11 protein-coding genes and 1 pseudogene are annotated in these 12,986 nt (G+C 69.4%); 2 read left to right on the top strand and 10 right to left on the bottom strand.

From position 1 onward, the window contains the following. The 8 genes from MFF42_RS07420 to MFF42_RS07385 all read right to left on the bottom strand — a co-directional run. Positions 1 to 857, bottom strand: an 857-nt coding sequence (locus MFF42_RS07420; RefSeq protein WP_238255172.1) for a sodium/proton-translocating pyrophosphatase, incomplete at its 3' end; no start/stop codon positions are given. A 325-nt stretch (positions 858 to 1,182) separates the two neighbouring features. Beyond that, positions 1,183 to 1,725, bottom strand: coding sequence for a hypothetical protein (locus MFF42_RS07415; RefSeq protein ID WP_238255171.1), 543 nt, complete (start codon positions 1,723 to 1,725; stop codon positions 1,183 to 1,185). Continuing rightward, positions 1,712 to 3,322, bottom strand: coding sequence for a glycosyltransferase family 2 protein (locus MFF42_RS07410; protein WP_238255170.1), 1,611 nt, complete (start codon positions 3,320 to 3,322; stop codon positions 1,712 to 1,714). The genes MFF42_RS07415 and MFF42_RS07410 overlap by 14 nt, the downstream gene beginning before the upstream one ends. 2 nt (positions 3,323 to 3,324) lie before the next feature. Continuing rightward, positions 3,325 to 3,777, bottom strand: coding sequence for a hypothetical protein (locus MFF42_RS07405; protein ID WP_238255169.1), 453 nt, complete (start codon positions 3,775 to 3,777; stop codon positions 3,325 to 3,327). 483 nt (positions 3,778 to 4,260) lie between these two features. Beyond that, positions 4,261 to 4,608 (bottom strand): hypothetical protein, encoded by a 348-nt coding sequence (locus tag MFF42_RS07400; protein WP_238255168.1) that lies wholly within the window; start codon positions 4,606 to 4,608, stop codon positions 4,261 to 4,263. A 181-nt stretch (positions 4,609 to 4,789) separates the two neighbouring features. After that, positions 4,790 to 5,005, bottom strand: a complete 216-nt coding sequence (locus tag MFF42_RS07395) for a hypothetical protein (RefSeq protein ID WP_238255167.1) — start codon at positions 5,003 to 5,005, stop codon at positions 4,790 to 4,792. A gap of 176 nt (positions 5,006 to 5,181) precedes the next feature. Continuing rightward, entirely contained in the window at positions 5,182 to 6,402 is a 1,221-nt protein-coding gene (locus MFF42_RS07390) for an LL-diaminopimelate aminotransferase (protein ID WP_238255166.1), read from the bottom strand. A gap of 138 nt (positions 6,403 to 6,540) precedes the next feature. Next, positions 6,541 to 6,903, bottom strand: coding sequence for a hypothetical protein (locus MFF42_RS07385; protein WP_238255165.1), 363 nt, complete (start codon positions 6,901 to 6,903; stop codon positions 6,541 to 6,543). A 126-nt stretch (positions 6,904 to 7,029) separates the two neighbouring features. Between MFF42_RS07385 and MFF42_RS07380 the strand changes: the two genes are divergently transcribed. Together MFF42_RS07380 and MFF42_RS07375 are read left to right on the top strand one after the other, a co-directional pair. Continuing rightward, positions 7,030 to 8,847 (top strand): PHA/PHB synthase family protein, encoded by a 1,818-nt coding sequence (locus MFF42_RS07380; protein ID WP_238255164.1) that lies wholly within the window; start codon positions 7,030 to 7,032, stop codon positions 8,845 to 8,847. Positions 8,848 to 8,954: 107 nt separating this feature from the next. Beyond that, positions 8,955 to 10,772: a cation:proton antiporter domain-containing protein gene (locus MFF42_RS07375; RefSeq protein ID WP_238255163.1), complete on the top strand. Its 1,818-nt coding sequence runs from the start codon at positions 8,955 to 8,957 to the stop codon at positions 10,770 to 10,772. Positions 10,773 to 10,952: 180 nt separating this feature from the next. On the opposite strand, the gene MFF42_RS07370 is transcribed toward MFF42_RS07375, so the two are convergent. Together MFF42_RS07370 and MFF42_RS07365 are read right to left on the bottom strand one after the other, a co-directional pair. Then, entirely contained in the window at positions 10,953 to 12,080 is a 1,128-nt protein-coding gene (locus MFF42_RS07370) for a helix-turn-helix transcriptional regulator (protein WP_238255162.1), read from the bottom strand. A gap of 321 nt (positions 12,081 to 12,401) precedes the next feature. After that, positions 12,402 to 12,872 (bottom strand): annotated as a pseudogene (locus tag MFF42_RS07365) (DALR anticodon-binding domain-containing protein); the annotation flags it as partial. Positions 12,873 to 12,986: the final 114 nt, after the last annotated feature.

The following is a 12,986-nucleotide window of genomic DNA, read 5'->3' as shown; positions in this document are numbered from 1 at the left end:
GCGCCGAGCTTGACCGCGTAGGTGCCGGCGATCGAGGTGATGATGCAGGCCGCGCCGATGGCGAGCGGATAGAGCATCATCGCTTCGAGGACGGCGGCGTTGCCCGCGAAGAAGATCGCGGCCAGCACCATCGTGGCGACCACCGTCACCGCGTAGGTCTCGAACAGGTCCGCGGCCATGCCGGCGCAGTCGCCGACATTGTCGCCGACGTTGTCGGCGATGGTGGCGGGGTTGCGCGGATCGTCCTCCGGAATGCCGGCCTCGACCTTGCCGACGAGGTCGCCGCCGACGTCGGCGCCCTTGGTGAAGATGCCGCCGCCGAGGCGGGCGAAGATCGAGATCAGCGAGGCGCCGAAGCCGAGGGCGACGAGCGCGTCGATGACCTCGCGGCTACCCGGTGCCAGTCCGGCGCCGCGGGTGAGGAACAGGTAGTAGAGGGCGACGCCCAGCAGCGCGAGGCCCGCGACCAGCATGCCGGTGACCGCACCGGACTTGAAGGCGACCTCCAGGCCGCCGCCGAGCGACTGCGTGGCGGCCTGCGCCGTGCGGACGTTGGCGCGAACCGAGACGTTCATGCCGATGAAGCCGGCCACGCCCGAGAGCACCGCGCCGATCAGGAAGCCGATGGCGACCTTGATGCCGAGGAAGTAGGCCAGGAGGACGAAGAGAACGAGGCCGACGATGCCGATGGTCGCGTATTGGCGCCTCAGATAGGCCTGCGCGCCCTCGGCGATGGCGCCTGCGATCTCCTGCATGCGCTGCGTGCCCGCATCCCTTCGCATCACGTCACGGATCGTCACAACACCGTAGGCAACGGCGCAGAGCCCGCCCACGATGATCAGCAAAAGTGCGGTCATGCGTGCGTCCTTGGATTTTGATTGTGGTTTGCCGAGCCGGGCCGGGATGGCCAACGGACGTTGCTCGGTTTGAGGCGCCCTCCCTGGAGAAGCTGAACTTGATTGCCAAACTTCGGCGTTCAGCGCAAATGCCTCGTGCCGTTGAGAACCTTTCGAAACGGCCAAGATGCAAGATAATGACAAGTTTCAGCTTGCTGCAGTGCAATTGCTGCATTGCGAGATAAAAATCTGACCGTACTCATATCCTGAGGGGACGGTTGCGGCGCAGGTCATCCTCACCCGTCGTCGACGCCCCGAAGCCGCGGGGCCGATTTTCCCGCTACCGTCAGACCACGGAGGGATTCGCGTTCCCGACCGCTTCGACGGCAGGGACAGCCGATGAGGGGCCTTCCGCTCGGCGGCGCAGGCGCTGATTCTCATCCTCGAGGCGCTCGCGAGCCGCCTCGCTGTCGCGCAGCGCCGACAGGACGTGGTCGTTGAGAACCATCGTCCGTTGCTGGTCGCCGACCGCGATCGCCCGTTCACCGAGAGCGATCGAGAGCCGGACCTCGACGGCGTCCCGCTCGGCGACGAGTTGCTCACGCTCGTGAAGGAGGCGACGCAGGGCTCGCCCGGCCACCCGGTTGCTGCCCTCGAGGATCGCCAGACGCTGATCGGACACCGCGAGTCGGCGCCGCGTCTCGATCAGCAGCGCTCGGATCGCGTCGTGCTCGGTTTCGGCCTCAGCGAGGCGACGCCGTGTTTCGGTCAGAAACGCTTCGATCGCGTCGTGCTCGGCCGCGGGCACCATCGGGACGCCGGCGGCCTCATCCGTCGGAGCCCCGGTGAGGACAGCACGCAACCGCCGGAACACGTCATGCAGCGGCATCGGGGCCTCCTGCGGGAGCCTGTGCGGTCATCGGTGCGCCGTCCTCCGATCCCTCAAGGCGCCGGAGCGACGGCGCGGAGGCGGCGAGTCGCATTTCCAGACGATGCAGCGGCGCGGTGTAGTGGCGGTAATCCGCCGACGCGCGCAGCCATGCCAGCAGCGGCCCCGCCTCCCGCTCCGCCAGAGGCGCCTCGACGTCGGACAAAGGCTCCTCCAGACCGAGCAATTCGTAGCGGGCCGCGGCCTCGATCCAGCTCGACGCGAGGGGGGCGTCCTCGTGCATGAACAGCAGGCCGGACAGGAACAGGACCCGCTGGATCATCACGGTCGAGACCTCGATGGGGCAACCGCCGAGGATCTCCGGATGGACGCGCCCGCCGAAGGTGCCGGTCGCCACCGTCTCGCCGCCGCTGCGATAGGAGCTGTGCGAGAAGACGCAGCCCAGGGCGGACATGCGCGCGACCTGAACCGCGATCTTCTCGGGGGCGAAGAGGTCCGGGCTCGTCACCAGCGCGACGTAGTCGCCGCGAGCCGCCATCAATCCGAGGCGAAGGCGGGCCGGGAGCTGCCGCTCCGGCGTCGGCCGCAGCCGCCTCGTGCAGGTCCCATCCGAGTCGCCCTCCGCGGCGAGTGCTTCGAGGATGGCGGGATCTCCGACCAGGATCACCTCGTCCGGTCGTCGTGTCTGCGCCTCGACGCTGGCCATCGTCCGGCGTGCGGCCTCCACGTCCGACCCGACATCGACGACCACCGAGACCGACGTCTCCGCCGCGCTCGTCCGCGCCATGCGGTCCGCCCGGTCGGCGACCCGCCGATTCGGGCTGCGATAGCGCAGGAACTCGCCGGTCCGCTTCAGGAAGCGCTCCCGGCTTCCGTCCACGATCGCGGCCTCGAGCACGCTCGTTTCGTCGAGCACGTCGTTCCAGAAGGCACAATTCTCGGCGAGCGCCTCGCTGCGGTGAGAGCCCTGATCCGGATGGAGCCGCGAGCGCATCAGGCAGCGCGGAACGTGGACGAAGCTGGCCTCGCGCGCGAGCCTCCACCACATCCGATAATCCTGGGTGTAGGGATAGCGCGCGTCGAAACCGCCGACGCGCCGAAGCAGGTCGCGGGTGGTGAGGAGCGTGCAGCCGTTGATCAGCCCCTCGTAGAAGGCGAGGCGCGGGTTGAGCGAGAGCGCCGAGTGATCGAGCCGCTGCTCGCCCGTGATGCGGCCGGCGGCATCGATCCACGAGAAGTCAGAGAAGAGACAGACGTCGTCCCGGTCGACCGCATCGAGGATCCGCACCTGGAACTCGGTCTTGCCGGGCTCGAACAGGTCGTCGTGCGACAGCCACGAGAACAGGCGGCCGGATGCGTTGGCGAGCGCCGTGTTGAGCGCGACCGCCACCCCGCCCTGGGGCTGGTGGAGGTAGCGGATCCGATCGCCGAACCCGCGCGCGATGGCGCCGGTCTCGCCGTCGTCGTCCGAGCCGTCATCGACGACGATGATCTCCGTCTCCGCGCGCTGCTGCCGGAGAGCGCTCTCGATCGCCTCGCCGAGATAGTTCGCGCCGTTATGGACGGGAATCGCGATGGTGACGCTGCGGTCGCCCAAACCTATCCCTCTGTCGTCGAAGCTTGCGTCGGGATTTGGATCGTGTCCGGCGCCCGGCGCGTCCGCTCGAAGGCACTGGTCAACTCGCCGCCGAGTTCGACGGCTTCGAGGATGAGGGCCGGGACGTCGATCACGGCCCCCTCGTTGAAGCCGAAATCGGTGAAACTCTCAAAGGTCGGAATGTGGTACTTCCGCACCGGACCGCGCCCCGTGACGAGAAAGATCATGTGGGAGCCGGCCGGACGGGCGAGGCAGGTGCCGTCGTTCAGTTCCGGGCCCATGGTGATGGACGGGATGTCCTCGCTGAAGATGATGTCCTCGGCGCCCGAGAACAAAGCTTGATAGACGGCCGGGCTCGCGACCCTGTGCCGACGGCCGCCGAAGACGAGCCAGACATCGGGACTCTCCGGCTCTGCCAGACGGAGGCCATCCAGATCGTCACGCAGCGTGTACAAGACGCACCTCGCAAGCCTCGCCCGGGCCGGCGCCCGCTGCCGCCCGCTGCCTATGAATCAAGGTTGCGTGATAAACGAGGCCTCCCGATGCATCAAGTTTCGGGCGGAGGCTCGAAGGTCTCTCGAAGCGTTGCACTGCGACACATGCGCTCGGATCGAGTAGAATTTTTAGAGCGAAGCGTTGAGGGGCAGATTGACGACCGACCTCTCCGATCAATCAACCCGAGCGACCTGCTTGAAAAACTCCGCCAAGGAGATCCGGGTATAAAATCGTCCGCGCCCGGCGCCGTTGGTTGTCGGCCCTCTCCGGGGGCATGCGCGAGGAGGATGCTCCGTCGCTGCCGACGAAGGGTCTCAGGCCGCAAGCACTCCTCGAACGGCCGTCGCCGCGTTCAGGGCGGCGCAGGCGTCGTCCGTCGACACGACGCGTCGAAATCGGGGCCCGGCCTTCGGACCGACCGAGCTCGCCTTGGGGTGAACGGCTCAGCGCAGCGGCGGGGACTTGTAGGCGGGGGCCAGGACGTACCCGTCCGAGTCCCGGCGCGGTCCCTGTGGGGTCGCGGTGAGCATGTTGCCGAAATAATCGTTGCCGGTCGGGCCGAAACTGCCGCCGTTCATGACGGTCGGCACCGGCACGGCACCGATGGCGCGCAGATCCTGCCCGTCGGTGCTGATCGGCGGCCCCCGGAAACGGCCGCTCTCGGGATCGACTTCATGCACCACGGGCCCGCGCGCCTCGCCGTAGGGGCGATCCTGCAGGTTCTGGGCGGCGGCGCCTTGGGCGGCGAGCCCGAGAAGAGAGGCGGCAAGGAGGAGGCGGGCACGGGCCACGGGCTTGCTCCGACGTTAGAGGCTTTGAGCCGAGAGGCGTGCCAGCTCGGCGGAAGAACGCTTCGACACGCGAATGAGCCGTGACCGCTCGCAGGGCGATCGCACCGGCTCGGGCCGACGTCTCGAGGGCGCGATCAAACCCCGAGACGTGACAAGGAAAGGTTGACGGGGGAGCCCGCCGTCAGCCCTTCGATTGCAGGACGGCGCGCGGTTCGCGCACCGTGGGTGTGCAATCGGACTTGTAGGCGTTCAGCGGTAACGGCGTCGAGCTGCAGGAATAGGCTTCTTCCGGCGAGGGGGCGGGCACGGGGTCGCGCGCCACGATCGGGTGGGGGGCGCAGGCTCCGGCGGCGGCGCCGGCGAGCGCCAGGGCGGCGAAGAGCTTCAGGCGGCGCATGCGGGTCCTCGAAACACGTCCGCCCGCCGGGACGGCCCGGCGGCAAAACGGGAGAAGACCCTGCGGACGCGGACGCCCACTGACAAGCTTTCCGCCCCCGATGCGCCGGCGAACAGGGCCGATTGCCCGGCCCTGTCGCCCCGCCGCAACAACCCCCGACGGCGAGCGCGCCGGGCTCAGACCGCCTTCTGCATCGGCACGACGTTGTGCAGCGTGCGGTCGGCACCGTCGAAGAAGCGGCGGACGTTGCGCGCCGCCTGCCGGATGCGCTGCTCGTTCTCGACGAGCGCGATGCGGACGTACTCGTCGCCGTGCTCGCCGAAGCCGATGCCGGGTGCCACCGCGACATCCGACTTCTCGAGGAGCAGCTTGGAGAATTCCAGGCTGCCGAGCTCCCGGAACTTTTCCGGGATCGGCACCCAGGCGAACATCGAGGCTTCCGGCGTCGGCAGCTTCCAGCCGGCCTTGCCGAAGGATTCGATCAGGGCGTCGCGGCGCTTCTTGTAGGTCGCGCGCATCTCCTTGATGCAGTCGTCCGGCCCGTTGAGCGCGGCGGTGGCCGCCACCTGGATCGGCGTGAAGGCGCCGTAATCGAGGTAGGACTTCACCCGCGTCAGCGCCGCGAGCAGGCGCTCGTTGCCGACGGCGAAGCCCATGCGCCAGCCCGCCATCGAGAAGGTCTTGGACAGCGAGGTGAACTCGACCGTGCAATCCATGGCGCCCGGCACCTGCAGCACGGAGGGCGGCGGGTTGTTGTCGTCGAAATAGACCTCGGCATAGGCCAGATCCGAGAGCAGGATCAGCTCGTGCTTCTTCGCGAAGGCGACGAGGTCGCGGTAGAAGTCGAGGCTCGCGACGTAGGCCGTCGGGTTCGACGGATAGCAGACGACGAGCGCCACCGGCTTCGGGATCGAGTGGACGACCGCCTTCTCCAGCGCCGGGAACATCGCCGGGGTCGGCTCGGCCGGCACGGAGCGGATCACGCCGCCCGCCATCAGGAAGCCGAAGGCGTGGATCGGGTAGCTGGGATTGGGGACCAGCACCACGTCGCCCGGCGCCGTGATCGCCTGCGCCATGTTGGCGAAGCCCTCCTTCGAGCCCAGCGTCGCCACGACCTGCGTCTCGGGGTTGAGGCTCACGCCGAAGCGGCGCTGGTAGTAGCCGGCCTGGGCGCGGCGCAGGCCGGCGATACCCTTGGAGGCGGAGTAGCGATCGGTGCGCGGCTTGCCGGCGGTCTCGACGAGCTTCTCGATGACGTGGCGCGGGGCATCCAGATCCGGGTTGCCCATGCCGAGATCGATGATGTCGGCGCCGCGGGCTCGGGCGGCGGCCTTGATCCGGTTCACCTGCTCGAAGACGTAAGGCGGAAGGCGCTTGATGCGGTGGAAATCGGTCATGGCGTCGTTCTGTCCGGTGTCGCGAACCCTCCCCCCGCAAGGAATCGTCGGCGGTGAGGAGTCGGCCTGTTTACCATCGACGCGCCCGCGCGCCGATACGAAATCGCAATGCCCGGCCCGAAAGGCCGGGCGGAGGGCTCACTGCACCGGATTGGGCGTGAGCCCCTTGGCGGCGTCCTTCGCCGCCCCTTCCGCCGCGCGCCCCTTGGCCTCGTTGCGGTTGCGCGCCCCTTCGAGTTCCGCCTGCAAGGCCGTCTGCCCGGCCGAGTTGCGGGCGCGGAGGTCGCGACGGGGCGCCGACTCGCCCACCGGCATGTAGGTCGCGTCGCCCTTGCGGGACTGCTGCACGAAGTCGGGCGTCTCCACCGGCTTGATGCCGGACCCGGCGCCGACCATGGCCGCCTTCAGCGGATTCACGTCGCCCGAACAGCCGCCGGCCGAGGCCGCGGCAAGGAGCGGCAGGGCCAGGGCGATGGTGCGGACGGTACGGCGCACGATCATGACAACGGTCTGGAAATGGAGCCGGGGGCGGGCGACATCTGCTGGGTGGAGCGTTAATTTGTCGGAAACGAGGCTCGGGCCGTCCGGACGGGCGGGATGCGGGCGGACCCTGGGAGGACGTGTCGCGTGGCCACGGAGCGTACGAGCCCGGCACCGCCGGATTTCGAGACCATCGCGCGCAACGCGAACCAACTCGCGGAGGTGTTCCGGCAGTCGGCGGCCGCCTCCCTCAAACCGTTCGAACAGGCGGGACAGGGAGCGGGACTTCCGGGGGCGAAGCTCCAGGGCGCCGACGAGATCGACGAGATGACCCGCACCCTCACGCGGGTGGCCGAAACGTGGCTGAAGGACCCCGAGAAGGCGCTCCAAGCCCAGACCAAGCTCGGGCAGTCGTTCGCCGCGCTCTGGGCCTCGACCATGAGCCGGATGCAGGGCGCAGCCGCCGCACCGGTGGTCGAGCCCGAAGCCAAGGACAAGCGCTTCGCCCATGCCGACTGGAGCGCCAACCCGGTCTTCGACCTGATCAAGCAGAGCTACCTGATCCTCGGCCGCTGGGCGGAGGAGATGGTCGAGACCGCCGACGGCATCGACGAGCACACCCGCCACAAGGCCGAGTTCTACCTGCGCCAGCTCCTCTCGGCCTACTCGCCCTCGAATTTCGTGATGACGAACCCCGAACTCCTGCGCCAGACGCTGGAGGAGGGCGGGGCCAACCTGATGCGCGGCATGAAGATGCTGCAGGAGGATCTGGAGGCCGGGGGCGGCCAGCTCCGGGTGCGCCAGACGGACCTCAACGCCTTCACCTTCGGCGAGGACGTGGCGGTGACCCCCGGCGAGGTCATCTTCCGCAACGACCTGATGGAGCTGATCCAGTACGCGCCGACGACCGAGACGGTGCTGAAGCGCCCGCTGCTGATCGTCCCACCCTGGATCAACAAGTTCTACATCCTCGACCTCAACCCGAAGAAGAGCCTCATCGGCTGGATGGTCTCGCAGGGGATCACGGTGTTCGTGATCTCCTGGGTGAACCCGGACGAGCGCCACCGCGACAAGGACTTCGAGTCCTACATGCGCGAGGGCATCGAGACCGCCATCGACATGATCGGGGTCGCCACCGGCGAGAGCGACGTCGCGGCGGCGGGCTACTGCGTCGGCGGCACCCTGCTCGCCGTGACGCTGGCCTACCAGGCGGCCACCGGCAACAGGCGGATCAAGAGCGCGACCTTCCTCACCACGCAGGTCGACTTCACCCATGCGGGCGACCTCAAGGTCTTCGCCGACGAGGGGCAGATCAAGGCGATCGAGGAGCGGATGGCCGAGCGCGGCTACCTGGAGGGCGCGCGGATGGCCAATGCCTTCAACATGCTCCGGCCCAACGACCTGATCTGGTCCTACGTCGTCAACAACTACGTGCGCGGCAAGGCGCCCGCCGCCTTCGACCTGCTCTACTGGAACGCGGACGCCACCCGGATGCCCGCGGCCAACCACTCGTTCTACCTGCGCAACTGCTACCTCAACAACACGCTCTCCAAGGGGCAGATGGTGCTCGGCAACGTGCGCCTCGACCTGAAGAAGGTGAAGGTGCCGGTCTTCAACCTCGCCACCCGCGAGGACCACATCGCCCCGGCGCTCTCGGTCTTCGAGGGATCAGGCAAGTTCGGCGGCAAGGTCGATTACGTGCTGGCGGGCTCCGGCCATATCGCGGGCGTGGTCAACCCGCCCGGTCCCAAGGCCAAGTACGGCTTCCGCACCGGCGGCCCGGCCAAGGGCCGGTTCGAGGACTGGATCGAGAAATCGACCGAGCATCCCGGCTCGTGGTGGCCCTACTGGTTCCGGTGGCTGGAGGAGCAGGCGCCCGAGCGCGTGTCCGCCCGCATTCCCGGAGCGGGTTCGCTTCCCTCCCTCGGCCCGGCACCGGGCACCTATGTGCGCATGAAGGGCTGAGGAATAGCGCGGCAACCGTGTCTCCGCCGCGCCGCCGTTGCGGACACGGGACCGTGATTTGCCTTATCTGATCCCGGGGCGGCCCGCCTCGGGAGGATAGAAGCGCGTTGCAGCACGCCACCGAACTCATCTCGATCATCGCGCTCGGACTGGTCTGCGCGTTCATCGGCGGCATGCTGGCTCAGAAGATTCGGCTGCCGCCGCTCGTCGGCTACCTCGTCGCCGGCATCGCCATCGGCCCGTTCACGCCCGGCTTCGTCGGCGATCCGGCGCTGGCGAGCCAGCTCGCCGAGCTCGGCGTCATCCTGCTGATGTTCGGCGTCGGCCTGCACTTCTCCATCGGCGACCTGCTCGCGGTGCGCACGATCGCGCTGCCCGGAGCGATCGTGCAGATCGCGGCGGCGACCGCCATGGGCGCGGGGCTGGCCTGGGGCTTCGGCTGGGGCGCGGGGGCGGGCCTCGTCTTCGGGCTGGCGCTCTCGGTGGCGAGCACCGTCGTGCTGCTGCGGGCGCTCGAAGGGCGCGGCCTCCTCGACACCGACAAGGGCCGCATCGCCGTCGGCTGGCTGATCGTCGAGGATCTCGCCATGGTAGTGGCCCTCGTGCTGCTCCCTGCGCTGGCGCCCTCCCTCGGCGGGGACACGGTCGGGATGGCGGGCCACCACGTCGGGCCGGATCACGGCCTGTGGCTCACGCTGGGGCTGACGCTGGCCAAGGTCGGCGTGTTCGTCGCCGTGATGCTCATCGGCGGACGCCGGGTCGTTCCCTACCTGCTGGCGCTCGCCGCCCGCACCGGCTCGCGGGAGCTGTTCACCCTGGCCGTGCTGGCGAGCGCGGTGGGCATCGCCTACGCCTCCTCCGAACTGTTCGGCGTGTCCTTCGCCCTCGGCGCCTTCTTCGCCGGCATGGTGCTCGCCGAATCGGACCTCAGCCATCAGGCGGCGGCCGATTCCCTGCCGTTGCAGGACGCCTTCGCGGTGCTGTTCTTCGTCTCGGTCGGCATGCTGTTCGACCCGGGAATCGTCCTGACGGCGCCGCTCTCGATCCTCGGCGTGGTCGGCGTGATCGTGCTCGGCAAGTCGCTCGCGGCCATCGCCATCGTGCTCGCCTTCGGCCATCCCGTCGGCACGGCGCTGACCATCGCCGCGAGCCTCGCGCAGATCGGCGAGTTCTCGTTCATCCTCGCCGGCCTCGGCATCTCCCTGAAGCTGCTGCCGCCGGAGGGGCGCGACCTGATCCTCGGCGGCGCGCTCCTGTCGATCACCCTCAACCCGCTGTTCTTCGTCCTGGCCGACCGGGTGTCGCGCTGGCTCGGCGAGCGGCCGGAACTGCGCCGCCGCCTCGAGCGCCGCGCCGCCGCGCCGCTGCCGGTGCGCGCCGCCGCCCCCGCGCTGCACGACCACGCGGTGATCATCGGCTACGGCCGCGTCGGCAGCGCCATCGGCAAGGCGCTTCAGGATTGGAGCCTGCCCTTCGTCGTGGTGGAGCGCGACCGGCGCCGGGTCGAGGATCTGCGGGCGCAGGGCGTGCCGGCGGTGTTCGGCGACGCCACCGCGCCGGGAATCCTGGATGCCGCCGACATCGCCACCGCCCGCCTGGTCGTGGTGGCGACCCCCGACCCGCACCAGGCGCGGCGGCTGCTCGCCAAGGCCCGCGCCGCCAATCCGGGCATCGACAGCGTGGTGCGCACCCACAGCGACAGCGAGCGCCGCCGGCTGGAGGAGGACGGCGTCGGCCTCGTCCTGATGGCCGAGCGGGAACTGGCGCTTGGCATGATGACCTACGCGCTCCGCAGCCTCGGCATCCGCGAGGGCGAGGCGCGGCTGTTCGTGGATTCGAGCCGCTCCGAGAGCCAGGGAACGCCGGTCGCCGAGCCGGAGCAGCCCGCCCCCGAACTGCGCCAGCGGCGGGACGAGCCGGAGTAGGGCGGGATGGTTGTCAGACGATCTCCGGTTGATCGCTTCGGTCTGTCCTTCGTCATTGCGAGGCGAAGCCGTGGCAATCCAGGGCGCGCCCTGTCCGGAAAGGGCGCGCCCTGGATCGCTTCGCTGCCGCTCGCGATGACGGAGTGGGGCAAAACCCGAACCAATCAATCGGAAACGGTATCACAGGCTGTCGAGGCGGGTGATGAAGACCGCGAGCTCGCTCTGCCGACGGATCGCGAGCTTGCCGTAGACGGCCTTGAGCTGGCTGCGCACCGTGCTCTCGCTGACGGCGAACTGCTCCGCGACCTCCCGCGGCGCGGATCCCTGTCCGACCAGGGCGGCGACCCGCGCCTCGGCCCGGGTGAGGCCGAGCTGTTCCAGCAGCGGCTCGATCGGGCGCGTGGCCGGCGCGAGCAGGTCGCGCAGCAGCAGCACCACGCCGCCCCCGAGACCGGCGCCGGCCACCGGAAACGGATCGCCGCCGCGCAGGGGCAGCGCTTCGACGGAGAGCGGGCGTCCGCCGCCCCGGCGGCGCAGAAGGAGGAGGTCCTGCCGCGGCCATGCCCGGTCCGGCAGGATGTCGGCCAGGAAGCGGTCGAAGCGCGCACTCTCGACGGGCTCCGCCGCCTCCGGCACGGCGCCGCCGCGCAGGGCGATGTAGCCGGCCGCCAGCCGCTCCGCCGCCGGGCTGACGAGCCGGACCCGGCCGCGGGCGTCGAGGATGACGATCCCCGCCCGCATCCGCTCCAGGGCGGAGGTGAGCCCCTCCGCCTCCCGGCGCATGTCGCCGACGAGCGCCGTGAGCCGAAAGGCGCGGATGACGTGCGGGCCGACGAGCCCCAGCCGCTCGACCTCGAACCCTTCGAACGGGCCTTTCCGCACGTCGCGGGGCGCGCTGAACGACAGGGTGTGACGGTCCAGGGGGTCGGCGCCGACATAGGCGCAGAGATTGCCGAGGCGGTGCCGGTCGATGAAGTGCTGGAAGAACGGATCGGTGCGCTTCCGGTCCGGCTCGATGTACATCTCGTCGACCATGACCGCGCCCGGCCGCAGCAGGCCGCGCTCGCGGCCGAGGCGGATGCGCGTGTCGTGCTGCCACCAGCCGCCGGCGCCGTAATCGACCCCGACATCGGCGATCCGCTCGGATGCCAAGGTCTGCGCCGTGCGCGCCGGATCGTGAGACACGATGACGGTCCCACGCGCCCCGAGCGCATCGGCGAGCCCGTCGAGTGCGCCGGACCACTTCTCCGGATCGAGGGCCGCCGCGTAGCACGCGTCGATCAGAACAAGAGGATCAAAACCCGACATCGACCGATACGAGACACGCCGACCCGATCGCGTCGGGCCGGCGTCTCCAGACCTTCGTTTTGACGCGCTTTCTTTCGCAGAACCGGCATCCACGACGTCGGAAAGCGCTCGGAGTGGAACGTTACCAGATCTTAAGCATGTTTCGATGCGAACGGCGATTGCCGATCAGCCGTAATTCACATCCCGGGAGTAAGGTTTGACCTGCCGATCTACTTTTGTCTGAAATTGTACAGTGGCGCCGGGATGTCGCCGGGATGCCCGGATCGCCAGCCCGACGCCGAGCGCCCGGGTCGCAACTCGGACCCGGCCGGTCTCTCCTCGTCAGCCCTCGATGCGGGAGAAGTCGGCGACCTCGCGGGTGGCGGCGCGCAGGGCGTTGAGGAGCAGGAGCCGGTTCCGGCGCAGGGTTGGGTCGTCGGCGTTGACGGTGACCTTCTCGAAGAAGGCGTCCACCGGTGCCCGCAGCCGCGACAGCGCCCGCATCGCTCCCGAAAAATCCTCGGCCGCCACCGCTGCGGAGGCCTCCTCGCGCGCCGCGGCCAGCGCCTCGGCGAGCGCCCGCTCCTCCGGCTGGCCGGAGGCGGCGAGCGCCGCATCGGGGGCCTCGTCGTAGGCGCGGCCGTCCTTCTTCTCCTCGATGCGCAGGATGTTGGCCGCGCGCTTGTAGCCGGCGAGCAGGTTCCTGCCGTCGTCCGTTCCCAGGAACTCGCCCAGCGCCTCGACGCGGCGGACGACCATCAGCAGGTCGTCCTGGCCGGGCAGGGCGAAGACGGCGTCGATCAGGTCGTGGCGGGGGCAGGAACCTGCTCGCCGGCTACAAGCGCGCGGCCAACATCCTGCGCATCGAGGAGAAGAAGGACGGCCGCGCCTACGACGAGGCCCCCGATGCGGCGCTCGCCGCCTCCG

Source organism: Methylorubrum podarium (assembly GCF_022179745.1).
Classification (GTDB): Bacteria; Pseudomonadota; Alphaproteobacteria; order Rhizobiales; family Beijerinckiaceae; genus Methylobacterium; species Methylobacterium podarium.
This window is presented reverse-complemented; position numbering and strand designations above follow the sequence as displayed.